Here is a 14240-nt window from a genome sequence, read left to right as displayed (position 1 = left end):
TGTGGTGAGCGGGCTTGCCCCGCGTTGGGGTGCGAAGCGCCCCTAATGAAGACGACTGAGGTGGATCAGGTACGCCCCTGGCATCAACGCTTGCAGTGAGACGCAACGTCTCACGGTCTCGTCGCTACCGTGCGCGATCTGGCATGGCGCGTCTCGTTTGACCTCGATGCCGGTCAATCTTAGGTTTTCATTCGGCGGCTCTAGGAGAGGGGCGTCCAGGCGTTTTTGCACAGCTGGCACCGGCCTTGCTCTGGCCACTGGCAACCCACCCGGCGCGCCAGTGCCAACCGTTTCAAGGAGACTTCGCTATGAGCCTTTCGAGCAACTCGCAACGCAGCATGCGTGCCGCTGTCTGGCACGGTCGTAACGACATCCGCGTCGAAGACGTGCCGCTGCCCGTTTCGCCGCCTGCCGGTTGGGTGCAGATCCGCGTGCAATGGTGCGGCATTTGCGGCTCCGATCTGCATGAGTACGTGGCCGGCCCGGTGTTCATTCCGGTCGACGCCCCGCACCCGCTGACCGGGATCAAGGGCCAGTGCATTCTCGGTCATGAGTTTTGTGGCGAGATCGTCGAACTCGGTGCCGGCGTACAGGGTTTCAGCGTCGGCGAGCCGGTGGCGGCCGACGCCTGCCAACATTGCGGCACCTGCTGCTACTGCACCCACGGGCTGTACAACATTTGCGAAAACCTGGCCTTCACCGGCCTGATGAACAACGGCGCCTTCGCCGAGCTGGTCAACGTGCCCGCCAACCTGCTGTACAAATTGCCGGCGAACTTCCCCGCTGAAGCCGGGGCGCTGATCGAGCCGCTGGCCGTCGGCATGCACGCGGTGAAAAAAGCCGGAAGCCTGCTCGGGCAAAACGTCGTGGTGGTCGGTGCCGGCACCATCGGCCTGTGCACCATCATGTGTGCCAAGGCGGCGGGCGCGGCCCAGGTGATCGCGCTGGAAATGTCCGGCGCGCGCAAGGCCAAGGCCCGGGAAGTGGGGGCGACCCACGTGCTCGATCCGAATGAATGCGACGCCCTGGCCGAGGTCCGCCGCCTGACCGGCGGGCTCGGCGCGGACGTCAGTTTCGAATGCATCGGCAACAAACACACGGCCAAACTTGCCATCGACCTGATCCGCAAGGCCGGCAAGTGCGTACTGGTGGGCATCTTCGAAGAACCCAGTGAATTCAACTTCTTCGAGCTGGTGGCCACGGAAAAACAGGTACTCGGCGCGCTGGCCTACAACGGGGAGTTCGCCGACGTGATCGCGTTTATCGCGGATGGGCGGCTGGACATCTCGCCACTGGTGACGGGGCGCATTCAGCTGGAACAGATCGTGGGCCAGGGCTTCGAGGAACTGGTTAAAAACAAGGAACACAATGTGAAGATCATTGTGTCGCCTGCCAGGGTCTGACGCGCACGCTGACCGCCGCAGTCTTTGCCCCGCTCCCGACTCCCCAAGCAAGACAGAGAAGGGGAGTGGGGGACGTGTGGGCGCGACTGAAAAACTCGGCCCGTCGAGATCACCGTGAGGTCGTGCGTGAGCGTGAAGTGGCGATGACCGCCCCCGTAATGATCAACACCGCGGGAATCATCAGGATCGGCTTGGCATCGCTTTGCCCCACGGCAATCAACAGCAGCGTGGAGAACAGCGGCGCCAGGTAAGACAGGGCGCCCAGCATCGATAGGTTTCCGTGCTTGGTCGCGTGGTCCCAGGCGAAAAAAGCCAGGCCCACAGGGCCCAGCCCCAGGGCAATGATTGCGGCCCACTGGCCCGGCTCAGGCCGCACCGTGGTTTCGAAAGCCAGGTGGCAGAGCCCGCCGGCCACTGCCACCAGCCCGCAGATCCCCCCGATGATGCTGCTCGGAACATGGCTGAACCGCCGGTTGAACACCGAATAGATCGCCCAGACCCAGGCACACGCAAAGGCGGCGGCGTAACCGATCACCGGCATCGACGCACTGTCACTCCGGGCCCGCAGCTGCATGATGAAGGCCGTCCCCGCGAGGCCAAGCAAGGCGCCCAGCAGCTGGCGCTTGCGCAGCGACTCGCCGGTGGCAAGGCTCGACAGCAGCACGATCAGCAGTGGCCACAGATAGGCAATCAGGCTGGCTTCAGCCGCAGGCGCGGCCTTCAGGGCAAAGAAATACAACGCGTGATAGACAAAGATCCCGGCAAAACCTGTTGCCCACACCGGCCAGGGCTGGCGCCAGCTGCTGAACCCCGCAGCGCCACGCAGCCCCAGCACGCACAGGCTGGCCACGAACGCGACCGCGAAGCTCGAAGCCAGCAACTGAAAGGCCGGGATGCCGGCGGTCAAGGTGGTCAGAAGCGCCAGGCACGCCCACAAAAACACGGCAATCACCCCGATCAGCGTCGCACTGGCGGCGCCCTTGGCAAGGGTGATGGGTGGGTTGGAAGTGCTCATCCGTGAGTCTCCGGGGGTCAGGGGGTTATCGAGGTTGCTCAGCATTTGGGCGTCGATGCCGCCCCACAAAAATTCCGAGGTCTTTTGACTTGAGGCCTATGAGCCATACGAACGGCTTCACTGATTTGTCTTCTGTGAGATCGCCCGCAGTGCCTCAATGCTTAAGGATTCTCCCTTGGCTTCTTTCAATACCCTGCGTTGCTGATTGTAACGTTCGTACTCCGCTTTCGCTTTGTCGTCAGCCACGTGCTTGCTGACCTGTCCAGAATCCTGCAAAACCTCACGGTCATTGAAGGCTAGGAACTGATCCAGTTTTTCCTGCCAGTCCCGTAGGAAGATTTGCTTGCGCCTCAACGCTTGGTCTTCTGCGAAGTCCAGCCACATGGTGACAATGCGATTCAATGCGGAAATTTCGTCTGCACGCAGATAGTTTTTGGCGATCGTGACATCGCTTTTGCGTACCTCATCACCTTTGAAGCTGGTGAGGCCCATATTTGGTTGTGTCGAGTCGACACGTTGGGCAATTAGTTCGGCAGCGGTAAGGCCGGTGCTCGCGAAGTGCAGTTTGTTTTGAATGATTTGAAAGAAAGCGGTCGTTTCACTATTCGACGGCACGTAGTCCGCAGCCATCGCGAAAATTTCCCGAACTCGCAGGTAAACCCGCCGCTCGCTGGCGCGGATATCGCGAATGCGTTCAAGCAATTCGTCAAAGTAGTCAGGAGCCAATGAACGACCCACTGGAGGGTTCTTCAGCCGTTCATCATCCATGACGAAGCCTTTGACCAAGAACTCCTGCAATATCTGCGTAGCCCATTGGCGGAACTGCGTACCTCGCTTGGAACGTACTCGATAACCGACGGCCAGAATCAGCGGTAGGCTGAAGTGTCTGACGTTGTAGGGCTTATCGTCGGCGGCAGTTGTTCGGTAAAACCGAACAACTGAATTTTCAGCCAATTCACCCTCTGCAAAGATGTGGCTGATATGTTCGCTGATAGTCGCTTTCGCCTTGCCATACAACTCACAAATCATGGCCTGCGATAGCCACAGGGTATCGCTGTCAAAACGACACTCCAGGCGAACTGAACCGTCACCGCTCTGGAACAGCAGTATTTCACCTAGTGGGGCTGGAGGGTGTTGGTTCTGGCTGCTGTCGCTCATGTGAGAACTCAGTGATCGGGCTGATCGACAGTCTACAAAAAAGCCCCAGGCCTTTCGACCTGGGGCTTTTCATCTATATCTGGTGCACCCGGCGGGATTCGAACCCACGACCCCTGCCTTCGGAGGGCAGTACTCTATCCAGCTGAGCTACGGATGCTTGTGCGGGCGACATCATACCCATGTCGACCTTGGGCGTCCATGCCGGTCTTTGGCCGTTCAAACGTAGGCATTTGCCGCGCGGAGGCCCTGCGCCGGGCGCCGTTGGTCAACACGGCGGAACGGGCTCGAATCACGCTGATCAGAAAAATCCGGCAAATGCGCCGTTTTCGTTCTTTTTTTCGAACAGACTATTGCCCTGTACCCCCATTGATCCTAGGATTCGTTTGAGATTTCAAACGCTCTGTCTCTCGTGCGCTATTCACTGATCGCGCGCGCGGGGGCTGATTTCCCTGACGGCAGCCCACAAGGCGCCTTTCAACAACTCTAATTCGCTCCGCGTGCGCGCGGTGCTGTTAAGGAAAGCCGACATGCAGCTCAAAGATTCCCAGTTGTTCCGCCAGCAGGCCTTTATCGATGGCGCTTGGGTGGATGCGGACAACGGTCAGACCATCAAGGTCAACAACCCGGCCACGGGCGAGATTATCGGTACTGTGCCAAAGATGGGCGCCGTGGAAACCCGCCGCGCCATCGAAGCTGCCGACAAGGCGCTGCCGGCCTGGCGTGCGCTGACGGCCAAGGAGCGCGCCAACAAGCTGCGCCGTTGGTTCGAGCTGCTGATCGAAAACCAGGACGATCTCGGTCGCCTGATGACCCTGGAACAAGGCAAGCCATTGGCCGAAGCCAAGGGCGAAATTGTCTACGCCGCGTCCTTTATCGAGTGGTTCGCCGAAGAAGCCAAGCGCATCTATGGCGACGTGATCCCCGGCCACCAGCCCGACAAGCGCCTGATCGTGATCAAGCAGCCTATCGGCGTGACCGCTGCGATCACCCCGTGGAACTTCCCGGCTGCCATGATCACCCGTAAAGCCGGCCCGGCCCTGGCCGCCGGTTGCACCATGGTGATCAAGCCAGCCTCGCAAACCCCGTTCTCGGCCCTGGCCCTGGTTGAGCTGGCGCACCGTGCCGGTATCCCGAAAGGCGTGCTGAGCGTGGTCACCGGCAGTGCCGGCGATATCGGCGGCGAGCTGACCAGCAACCCGATCGTGCGTAAATTGTCCTTCACCGGCTCCACCGAAATCGGTCGCCAGTTGATGGCCGAATGCGCCAAGGACATCAAGAAAGTATCCCTGGAGTTGGGCGGCAACGCGCCGTTTATCGTGTTCGACGACGCGGACCTGGATAAGGCCGTCGAAGGCGCGATCATCTCCAAGTACCGCAACAACGGCCAGACCTGCGTCTGCGCCAACCGCCTGTACATCCAGGATTCGGTGTACGACGCGTTTGCGGAAAAACTGAAAGTCGCGGTGGCCAAATTGAAGATCGGCAACGGTCTGGAAGAAGGCACCACCACCGGCCCGCTGATCGACGAAAAAGCCGTGGCCAAGGTCCAGGAACACATCGCCGACGCCCTGAGCAAAGGCGCCAAGCTGTTGGCCGGTGGCAAGGTGATGGAAGGCAACTTCTTCGAGCCGACCATCCTGGTCGACGTGCCGAAAAACGCCGCCGTCGCCAAGGAAGAAACCTTTGGCCCGCTGGCGCCGCTGTTCCGCTTCAAGGACGAAGCCGAAGTGATCGCGATGTCCAACGACACCGAGTTCGGCCTGGCGTCCTACTTCTACGCCCGCGACCTGGGCCGTGTGTTCCGTGTGGCCGAAGCCCTGGAATACGGCATGGTCGGGGTCAACACCGGGTTGATCTCCAACGAAGTGGCGCCGTTCGGCGGCATCAAGGCCTCGGGCCTGGGCCGTGAAGGCTCCAAGTATGGAATCGAGGACTACCTGGAAATCAAATACCTCTGCCTGGGCATCTAAGCCCCGTAAGAGATTGCAGCAAACGCAAAGGGCACGAGAGCGCTGACCCTTTGCGTGTTTCACATCGTTATTCGTAGTGGCCGGGAAAGCTGTGGCAGTCGATCATCGCATGCTGCCGTAGTTGCCTCCCCGCCACGTATTCCTTGAACAACGCCACCCGATGAGTGGCGAATGAGGACTTTATGAGCAAGACCAACGCTTCCCTGATGAAACGCCGCGAAGCCGCTGTACCGCGCGGTGTTGGCCAGATTCACCCGATCTTCGCCGAATCCGCGAAGAACGCCACCGTGACCGACGTTGAAGGTCGCGAGTTCATCGACTTCGCCGGCGGTATCGCCGTGCTGAACACCGGCCACGTGCACCCGAAAATCATCGCCGCCGTGACCGAACAGCTGAACAAGCTGACCCACACGTGCTTCCAGGTACTGGCCTACGAGCCGTACGTCGAAGTGTGCGAAAAAGTGAACGCCAAGGTCCCCGGCGATTTCGCCAAGAAAACCCTGTTGGTCACCACCGGTTCCGAAGCTGTTGAAAACGCCGTGAAAATCGCCCGTGCCGCGACTGGCCGTGCCGGTGTGATCGCTTTCACCGGCGCCTACCACGGCCGCACCATGATGACCCTGGGTCTGACCGGTAAAGTCGTGCCTTACTCGGCCGGCATGGGCCTGATGCCGGGCGGCGTGTTCCGTGCGCTGTACCCGAACGAACTGCACGGTGTCAGCGATGACGACTCCATCGCCAGCATCGAACGCATCTTCAAGAACGATGCCGAGCCGCGTGATATTGCCGCCATCATCATCGAGCCGGTCCAAGGTGAGGGCGGTTTCTACGTCGCGCCGAAGCCGTTCATGAAGCGCCTGCGCGAACTGTGCGACAAGCACGGCATCCTGCTGATCGCCGACGAAGTGCAAACCGGTGCCGGCCGTACCGGTACCTTCTTCGCCATGGAACAGATGGGCGTTGCCGCCGACCTGACCACCTTCGCCAAATCCATCGCTGGCGGTTTCCCCCTGGCCGGTGTTTGCGGCAAGGCCGAATACATGGACGCCATTGCCCCAGGTGGCCTGGGCGGCACCTACGCCGGTAGCCCGATCGCCTGCGCCGCTGCGCTGGCGGTGATGGACGTGTTTGAGGAAGAGCACCTGCTGGACCGCTGCAAGGCTGTCGGCGAGCGCCTGGTGACTGGCCTCAAGGCGATTCAAGCCAAGTACCCGGTAATCGGTGACGTGCGTGCCCTGGGCGCGATGATCGCGGTCGAGTTGTTCGAAGACGGCGACAGCCACAAGCCAAACGCTGCAGCCGTTGCCGCCGTGGTGGCCAAGGCGCGTGACAAGGGCTTGATCCTGCTGTCCTGCGGCACCTACGGCAACGTGTTGCGCGTGCTGGTGCCGCTGACCTCGCCGGACGAGCAGTTGGACAAAGGCTTGGCGATCATCGAAGAGTGCTTCTCCGAGCTGTAAGCGGCAGTTGGCCTGATCGATAAGAAAAACCCGCTTCGGCGGGTTTTTTTGTGCCTGAAGCAAGCAAGCTCTTATCAAATTTAAAATAACTTACTGATTTTAAAGGTTAAAAAATTTCACTCTAAAATCTTGAGTCTTGCATAAACAATTTCAGGCAACCGCATTCTTGTGGTGAGCGCGCCGGGGCGCGAAGCGCCCCTAATAAAGACAAAATGCGGTGTATCAGGCACTCCTCTGCGCTTGGTTTTGGAGCTGCTGCGCAGCCCAATGCTGGCGGTGCGACGATTCGACAAGCCCGCTCGCCACAGATGACGGGTTGCCCGCTCTGTCCCTTAACTGACTGGCATTGGGGCAAGCCCCTCCCACAGTGATCGGCATTCAGCCAGCGATGACGCGATTCTTACCCAGGCGCTTGGCCTCATACATGGCGGCATCGGCGCGGGCGAACAGGCTGTCCAGGGTGGAGTCTTCCTCGGTCAGGCTGGCCAGGCCCTGGCTGATGGTCACGCTGAACGCCTGGCCCTCATAGCTGAAGCTCAGCGCCTGAATCTCCCTGCCCAGGCGCTCGGCCACTTGCAGCGCCATCTCCGGCGCGCAACCCGGCAGAACGGCGGCGAACTCTTCGCCGCCAATGCGCCCGAACAGGTCGCCACGGCGCAGTACCCCGCGACCGCTCTCGGCGATACGCCGCAGCACCTGGTCGCCTTCCAGGTGGCCGTAGGTGTCGTTGACGTCCTTGAAGTCATCGATGTCCAGCAGCAGGAAGGCCAGCGGCGCGCCTTGGGCGCAGGCGCTGTCGAAGGCCTGGTTGGCGCATTCGAAGAAGTGTCGGCGGTTGCTGCTCTGGGTCAGCACGTCGGTGGTGGCGAGACGGTGCAGCTCCAGTTCCAGCTGTTTTTTTTCCGTGATGTCTTCGGCCATGCCGACGACGATCACCGGCTCGCCGGGTTCGACCTGCTGGTTGATGTAGCACTTGTCGCTCAGCCAGCGGATCTGCCCGTCGGCGGTGATGATGCGGTACTCGCGGTCTTCCACGGCACCCTGCTCCAGCACGCGCGCCAGGCTGTGTTCGGCGTAGTCGAGGTCTTCGGGGTGAATGCTGTTGCGCCATTCGCGGTGGTCCGCCAGCAGCAGGCCGGCGGAACGTCCAAAAATCCGCTCGTATGCCGGGCTCACGTAGAGCACGCGGCGGGTCTGCCAATCGATGGCCCACAGCACGGCGTTTACGCTGACCAGCAGAGAACTGAGCAATTGTTCGCGCTCACTCAGTCGCTCGACTTCGCCCTGGGCATGTACCAGTGCCAGCAGGGTTGCTGCCGCGGCCGGACGCGGAGGGTCAGCGGTAGGGCTGTCGGCGGTGAAGGGCTTTTCGAGAACCATCGGCACAACTCTCTCTGGGCGCGCCGCAAGATCGAGCAGCGGTCACTACAAGGGGCCACCATGATGGCGAAGTGTTCATTGAGAGAGGCGAATTGCAGTGAAGTTCCGTCAACAGGCTCGATTGACGGTGTCCGAGAAATGGCGCCAAAAAGCTGATGGGTGGGAGGGCAAGCCCTCCCACGCGACTGTCAGACCGCCGCAGGACGCAGCGAATAGGTCTTCAATTGGTGGGCAAAATCCCGCAGGGACTGGATGCCGCTGGCCTCGGCCTCGTGCACCCATTCCTTGATGGCGGCGAGCATATCGTGGCCGTTGGAGCTGGTCTTGAGCCAGATCTGCTGCAGCGCCAGGCGTTTTTCGTAGATCACTTTCAGCGCCTGGCTGTGTTCCAGCATGCTCTGGATCCGCAGGTGGTGGCGGTCATCCAGCAGGCTGGTTTCCCGTGACAGCAGGCGTTTGGCGCGGTGGAACTGGTGGCGCACCGAGTGATCGACTTTTTCCAGCTCCTGCTTGACCAACGGGCCGATCACCAACTTGCGGTACTGGGCCATGATCTGGAAGCGGTTGTTGAGGATCGCCATGGCGGTGTCCATGTCCAGGTGGCCCTTGCCTTCCACGCGGTGGGCAATCGGTGCCACGCGCTGCACCTTGGCCAGGCGCAGGAAGCTGAACACCTTGATCCATGCCCAGCCCAGGTCGAATTCCCACTTCTTTACCGACAGCTTGGCCGAGTTGGGGTAGGTGTGGTGATTGTTGTGCAGCTCTTCGCCGCCGACGATGATGCCCCACGGCACCAGGTTGGTGGCGGCGTCACGGCATTCGAAGTTGCGATAGCCCACGGCATGGCCCAGGCCGTTGATCACGCCGGCGGCCCAGAACGGAATCCACATCATCTGGATTGCCCAGATGGTGATGCCGATGGCGCCGAACAGCAGCAGGTCGATCACGCCCATGATCGCCACACCCAGCAGCGGATAAGGAGTGTAGAGCTTGCGCTCGATCCAGTCGTCCGGGCAGTTCTTGCCGTAGATGCGCAGGGTCTCGGGGTTTTCGGCCTCGGCACGGTACAGCTCGGCGCCTTTGCGCAATACGGTGGACAGGCCCTTGATCACCGGGCTGTGCGGGTCGTCGACGGTCTCGCACTTGGCGTGGTGCTTGCGGTGGATGGCGGTCCACTCGCGGGTGTTCTGCGCTGTGGTCAGCCACAGCCAGAAGCGGAAGAAGTGTTTCAGGCCGGCATTGAGCTCCAGGGAGCGATGGGCTGAATAGCGGTGCAGATAGACCGTGACCCCAACGATGGTCACGTGGGTCATCAACAGGGTGACTGCCACCAGTTGCCAGGCCGACAAGTCAAGAAAACCGTTGTACCACATAGGCTGTATGGCCCTCAGATAAAGAAAAGAACAGCTCACGCATTATCACTAAGCCTACAGAGAAAACCAGCGGCCCTTTCAGATAAGACTTACGAGATGTTACATATCCTATAATCCCCATTCTTTGTAGGACGATTCTGGGCTTTTAGTAAGGATTACTGGGCATATGCTGTTTTCATACCGAGGTGCCCTGCGTGCGGGGCTGGTATACCTGCTGGCTTCGAGCGTCTGGATAGGCCTCACTCATCGGGTATTGATCGAGTTTCTCGATAGTCCAACCGACCTGCACCAGTGGCTGCAGGTGCGTGGTTATGTGTGGGTGGCGCTCAGTGCCTGGCTGATCTACCTGATCTGTGCCCGATCTGCCCGGGCCGACCAGCAGCAACCCTTGAAAGAGAACCGCGAGCGCCTGCGCCAGGCTGCTGCCGTGTTCGATTGCACCCGCGAAGGGGTGTTGGTCACCGACGCCAAGGGCCTGATCGTGCATGTGAACCGGGCCTTCATGGAAATCACCGGCTACCAGCGCGATGACGTCATGGGCCGGCAGCCGAGCCTCTTCAAGTCCGGTCGCCATTCGTCGAATTTCTATCAACAGATGTTCCAGACCCTGGAACACACCGGTGAATGGAGCGGTGAAATCTGGAATCGGCGCAAAAGCGGTGAGATTTATCCACAGTGGCAAACCATTCGCGTGATTCACGATGACCTGGGCCATATCAGTCATTACGTCGCGGTGTTTTCCGACATCAGCGCCATCAAGGATTCCGAGCACGAACTGGCCCACCTGGCCCACCACGACCCGCTGACCGACCTGCCCAACCGCCTGCTGTTCACCGACCGTGCCGAGCAGGCGCTGGCCTCGGCGCAACTCCACAAGCGCGGCTGCGCCCTGCTGTTGCTGGACCTGGATCACTTCAAGATCATCAACGACAGCCTTGGCCACAATGTGGGCGACCAGTTGCTCAAGCTGGTGGGCGAGCGGCTCAAGGCGCTGTTCGGCCCCGGCGTGACCCTGGCGCGCCTGGGCGGGGATGAGTTCGCGGTGCTCGCGGAAAACTGCTCACAGGTGGTGCAGGCGGCGGCTTTGGCACAGCGCATGCTGGATGTGATGAAGCAGCCGTTCATCTTTGACGGCCATCAACTGTTTATCAGCGCCAGCATCGGCATCAGCCTGTTCCCCAATGATGCCCTGAGCGCCGAGCAATTGTTGCGCAACGCCGATTCCGCGCTCTTCAAGGCCAAAAGCGTGGGCCGCGAAGGCTACGCGTTGTACACCGAAGAACTCACCGCCCACGCGCAGAACCGGGTGGAAATCGCCAGCGAACTGCGCCGCGCCCTCGAACAACAGGAACTGCGCGTCTACTACCAACCGGTGCACGACTTGCACACCAGCCGCCTGATCGGCGTCGAAGCACTGGTGCGCTGGCAACACCCCGAGCGTGGCCTGGTACCGCCGGGTGATTTCATCCCCATCGCCGAACGCACCGGGTTGATTGCCGAGATCGATGGATGGGTGATGGACCAGGCCTGCCGACAGATGTGCCGATGGCTGGCCGACGGCGCGCCGCTGAGCTTTATTGCAATCAATGTATCCAGCCGCCTGTTTGCCCGGCGCGAACTCTATGATCAAGTCGCCCAGGTGCTGCACGATACCGGCCTGGATCCGGCCTTCCTGGAGTTGGAAGTCACTGAAAGCGCGGTGATGGACGACCCTGAAGTGGCCCTGGAACAACTGCACCGCCTGCGCGAACTGGGCTTGCGCCTGGCCATCGATGACTTCGGCACCGGCTATTCCTCCCTGCTGCGCCTCAAGCGCCTGCCGGTGCAGAAACTCAAGATCGACCAGGGCTTTGTCGCCGGGCTGCCGTGGGACGAAGACGATGCCGCCATCGTGCGGGTGGTGATCGCCCTGGCGAAAAGCATGGGCATGCAGGTGCATGCCGAGGGGATCGAACAGGTGGAGCAGGCGCGGTTCTTGTTGGAGCAGCACTGCGATATGGGCCAGGGGTACTGGTTTGGGCGGCCGATGCCGGCGCAGGCCATTGACTGGGACTGCGCCCCCGCCATCGAGGCTTGAAATGCATTCAAATGTGGGAGGGGGCTTGCTCCCTCCCACATTGGGATATTCACAAGGTGTTATTTCAGTGCTCGGTCGCAAAACACGCGCGCAACCCCACGTCCTGCCAGAAAATTCTTTCTGGTTATATAAACATTCTTAAATAGTATTTTTAAGAATATCCGCGCTTATCTACTATCGCCCTACGCCGCAAGCAGTGCCGCCACTGCGAGGCACTATTCATTTCAGGAGCGAGACCATGAGCGCATCTCTACGTAGCGTCGACGGCCAGGACGAAGCAGCCATTTTGCGCGAGATCCAGAGCGCCTTGCGCGATCTGCGGTTTGGCGCGGTGGAAATCACTGTGCACAACGCTCAAGTGGTACAGATCGAACGCAAGGAAAAATTCCGTTTGCAGAACCCGGGTAACAAACCGAGCTAAGCAATAACGGCGATAGACCCCGTCACTATAAGAAAAAGCCAACACCCAGAATTTTCAGGAGCTTCTATGTCGTCGATTCGCCGTTATGCCCTGGCCGCCCTGGCCAGCGCCGTGTTTGCCGGTTCCGCCGTTGCCAAGGACTACGAGTTGCTCAACGTCTCGTACGATCCTACCCGTGAGCTGTACCAGGACTACAACGCTGAGTTCACCCACTTCTGGAAACAGTCCCACCCCGGCGACACCGTCAAGATCCAGCAATCCCACGGTGGTTCGGGCAAGCAAGGCCGGGCCGTGATCGACGGCCTGCGCGCCGACGTGGTGACCCTGGCCCTGGCCGGCGACATCGACGAAATCGCCAAGCTGGGCAAGACCCTGCCGGAAAACTGGCAGACCCGCCTGCCGGATGCGAGCACCCCATACACCTCGACCATCGTGTTCCTGGTGCGCAAGGGCAACCCTAAAGGCATCAAGGATTGGGGCGACCTGATCAAGAAAGACGTTTCCGTGATCACGCCTAACCCGAAAACCTCCGGCGGTGCGCGCTGGAACTTCCTTGCCGCCTGGGCCTACGGCCTGAAATCCGGTGGCAGCGAAGCCAAGGCTCAGGAATACGTCAAGGAGCTGTTCAAGCACGTGCCGATCCTCGACACCGGCGCGCGCGGTTCGACCATTACCTTCGTCAACAACGGTCAGGGCGACGTGTTGCTGGCCTGGGAAAACGAGGCGTTCCTGGCCCTGAAAGAAGACGGCGGCGCCGACAAGTTCGACATCGTCGTGCCGTCCCTGTCGATTCTCGCGGAGCCGCCGGTGGCCGTGGTCGACAAGAACGCCGAGAAAAAGGGCAACACCGAGATCGCCACTGAATACCTCAAGCACCTGTACAGCCCGGCTGGCCAGGAGATTGCGGCGAAGAACTTCTACCGCCCACGGGATGCAAAAGTGGCCGCCAAATACGCCCAGCAGTTCCCGAAACTGGACCTGGTGACTATCGACAAAGACTTCGGCGGCTGGAAAACTGCCCAGCCGAAATTCTTTAACGACGGTGGCGTGTTCGACCAGATCTACACGGCGCAGTAAGCCGAGCAACAACCCGCCCACAGAGCCCGCATTCACCTGCGGGTTTTGTGTGTCAGTTCCGCTAACCAAGGACTCTTATGTCGCGTCGTATTTCCCCCGTCATACCCGGCTTCGGGCTGACGCTGGGCTACACCGTGGTGTACCTCAGCCTGATCGTACTCATCCCCCTCGCGGCGATGTTCGTACACGCCGCTCAACTCACCTGGGATCAGTTCTGGAACATCATCTCCGCACCCCGTGTGCTGGCGGCGTTGAAGCTGAGCTTCAGCACCGCGCTGTACGCCGCCCTGATCAATGGCGTGATCGGCACGCTGCTGGCCTGGGTGCTGGTGCGCTACACCTTCCCCGGCCGCAAGATCATCGATGCGATGATCGACCTGCCGTTCGCCCTGCCCACCGCCGTGGCCGGTATTGCCCTGACTGCGCTGTACACGCCGACCGGCCTGGTGGGCCAGTTCGCCGCCGACCTGGGCTTCAAGATCGCCTACAGCCCCTTGGGCATCACCCTGGCGCTGACCTTCGTGACCCTGCCGTTCGTGGTGCGCACGGTGCAGCCGGTACTCGCCGATATCCCCCGGGAAATCGAAGAAGCCGCCGCCTGCCTGGGCGCCAAGCCGTTGCAGGTGTTCCGCTACATCCTCGTCCCCGCGCTGCTGCCCGCCTGGCTGACCGGCTTCGCCCTGGCGTTTGCCCGTGGCGTCGGTGAGTACGGCTCGGTGATTTTCATCGCCGGCAACATGCCGATGAAAACCGAGATCCTGCCGCTGCTGATCATGGTCAAGCTCGACCAGTACGACTACCGCGGCGCCACCTCCATTGGCGTACTGATGCTGGTGGTTTCCTTTGTCCTGCTGCTGCTGATCAACTTGTTGCAGCGGCGCATCGAACGTCCATAAGGAGGCGCGG

General features: G+C 60.6%; 11 protein-coding genes and 1 tRNA gene. 7 read left to right on the top strand and 5 right to left on the bottom strand.

What is annotated here, in order from left to right; all coding sequences use genetic code 11:
- The first annotated feature begins 338 nt into the window (after positions 1-338).
- Entirely contained in the window at positions 339-1403 is a 1065-nt protein-coding gene (locus FX984_RS30110) for a 2,3-butanediol dehydrogenase (RefSeq protein ID WP_223841675.1), read from the top strand.
- A 109-nt stretch (positions 1404-1512) separates the two neighbouring features.
- On the opposite strand, the gene yddG is transcribed toward FX984_RS30110, so the two are convergent.
- From yddG to FX984_RS30095, 3 genes are all read right to left on the bottom strand, one after another.
- Positions 1513-2418, bottom strand: a complete 906-nt coding sequence (yddG, locus tag FX984_RS30105; protein WP_092358636.1) for an aromatic amino acid exporter YddG — start codon at positions 2416-2418, stop codon at positions 1513-1515.
- A 117-nt stretch (positions 2419-2535) separates the two neighbouring features.
- Positions 2536-3576, bottom strand: coding sequence for a virulence RhuM family protein (locus FX984_RS30100; RefSeq protein WP_027607875.1), 1041 nt, complete (start codon positions 3574-3576; stop codon positions 2536-2538).
- A gap of 80 nt (positions 3577-3656) precedes the next feature.
- Positions 3657-3733: transfer RNA gene (locus FX984_RS30095), tRNA-Arg, on the bottom strand.
- A gap of 370 nt (positions 3734-4103) precedes the next feature.
- Between FX984_RS30095 and gabD the strand changes: the two genes are divergently transcribed.
- Together gabD and gabT are read left to right on the top strand one after the other, a co-directional pair.
- Positions 4104-5546 (top strand): NADP-dependent succinate-semialdehyde dehydrogenase, encoded by a 1443-nt coding sequence (gabD, locus tag FX984_RS30090; protein WP_146476776.1) that lies wholly within the window; start codon positions 4104-4106, stop codon positions 5544-5546.
- Positions 5547-5728: 182 nt separating this feature from the next.
- A complete protein-coding gene (gene gabT, locus FX984_RS30085; RefSeq protein WP_065926318.1) occupies positions 5729-7006 on the top strand; it encodes a 4-aminobutyrate--2-oxoglutarate transaminase in 1278 nt (425 codons plus the stop codon).
- A gap of 378 nt (positions 7007-7384) precedes the next feature.
- Here gabT and FX984_RS30080 read toward each other — a convergent pair whose 3' ends face one another.
- Together FX984_RS30080 and desA are read right to left on the bottom strand one after the other, a co-directional pair.
- Positions 7385-8386 (bottom strand): sensor domain-containing diguanylate cyclase, encoded by a 1002-nt coding sequence (locus tag FX984_RS30080; RefSeq protein WP_027607872.1) that lies wholly within the window; start codon positions 8384-8386, stop codon positions 7385-7387.
- 188 nt (positions 8387-8574) lie between these two features.
- Positions 8575-9759 (bottom strand): delta-9 fatty acid desaturase DesA, encoded by a 1185-nt coding sequence (gene desA, locus FX984_RS30075; protein WP_027607871.1) that lies wholly within the window; start codon positions 9757-9759, stop codon positions 8575-8577.
- 166 nt (positions 9760-9925) lie between these two features.
- On the opposite strand from desA, the gene dibA reads away from it, so the two are divergent.
- The 4 genes from dibA to cysT all read left to right on the top strand — a co-directional run bounded on the left by dibA (position 9926) and on the right by cysT (position 14230).
- Positions 9926-11836 (top strand): phosphodiesterase DibA, encoded by a 1911-nt coding sequence (dibA, locus tag FX984_RS30070; RefSeq protein ID WP_146476777.1) that lies wholly within the window; start codon positions 9926-9928, stop codon positions 11834-11836.
- Between the two features lie 238 nt (positions 11837-12074).
- A complete protein-coding gene (oscA, locus tag FX984_RS30065; RefSeq protein ID WP_003170956.1) occupies positions 12075-12257 on the top strand; it encodes a sulfur starvation response protein OscA in 183 nt (60 codons plus the stop codon).
- A gap of 66 nt (positions 12258-12323) precedes the next feature.
- A complete protein-coding gene (locus tag FX984_RS30060) occupies positions 12324-13334 on the top strand; it encodes a sulfate ABC transporter substrate-binding protein (RefSeq protein ID WP_146476778.1) in 1011 nt (336 codons plus the stop codon).
- A gap of 77 nt (positions 13335-13411) precedes the next feature.
- On the top strand, positions 13412-14230 hold the full coding sequence (cysT, locus tag FX984_RS30055) for a sulfate ABC transporter permease subunit CysT (protein ID WP_027607868.1): 819 nt from the start codon (positions 13412-13414) through the stop codon (positions 14228-14230).
- The last annotated feature ends 10 nt before the right edge of the window (positions 14231-14240 follow it).

The sequence above is a fragment of the Pseudomonas marginalis genome, from assembly GCF_008692035.1.
GTDB classification, from domain to species: Bacteria; Pseudomonadota; Gammaproteobacteria; order Pseudomonadales; family Pseudomonadaceae; genus Aquipseudomonas; species Aquipseudomonas marginalis.
Note: the sequence above shows the minus strand (reverse complement) of the source record. Positions and strands in the feature narration are given on the sequence as shown.

Excerpts from the sequence above, each read along its gene's own strand:
- FX984_RS30110 (WP_223841675.1), top strand. The coding sequence starts at position 339 with ATGCGTGCCGCTGTCTGGCACGGTCGTAACGACATCCGCGTCGAAGAC.
- gabT (WP_065926318.1), top strand. The coding sequence starts at position 5,729 with ATGAGCAAGACCAACGCTTCCCTGATGAAACGCCGCGAAGCCGCTGTA.
- oscA (WP_003170956.1), top strand. The coding sequence starts at position 12,075 with ATGAGCGCATCTCTACGTAGCGTCGACGGCCAGGACGAAGCAGCCATT.
- desA (WP_027607871.1), bottom strand. The coding sequence starts at position 9,759 with ATGTGGTACAACGGTTTTCTTGACTTGTCGGCCTGGCAACTGGTGGCA.
- cysT (WP_027607868.1), top strand. The coding sequence starts at position 13,412 with ATGTCGCGTCGTATTTCCCCCGTCATACCCGGCTTCGGGCTGACGCTG.
- gabD (WP_146476776.1), top strand. The coding sequence starts at position 4,104 with ATGCAGCTCAAAGATTCCCAGTTGTTCCGCCAGCAGGCCTTTATCGAT.
- dibA (WP_146476777.1), top strand. The coding sequence starts at position 9,926 with ATGCTGTTTTCATACCGAGGTGCCCTGCGTGCGGGGCTGGTATACCTG.
- yddG (WP_092358636.1), bottom strand. The coding sequence starts at position 2,418 with ATGAGCACTTCCAACCCACCCATCACCCTTGCCAAGGGCGCCGCCAGT.
- FX984_RS30080 (WP_027607872.1), bottom strand. The coding sequence starts at position 8,386 with ATGGTTCTCGAAAAGCCCTTCACCGCCGACAGCCCTACCGCTGACCCT.
- FX984_RS30060 (WP_146476778.1), top strand. The coding sequence starts at position 12,324 with ATGTCGTCGATTCGCCGTTATGCCCTGGCCGCCCTGGCCAGCGCCGTG.
- FX984_RS30100 (WP_027607875.1), bottom strand. The coding sequence starts at position 3,576 with ATGAGCGACAGCAGCCAGAACCAACACCCTCCAGCCCCACTAGGTGAA.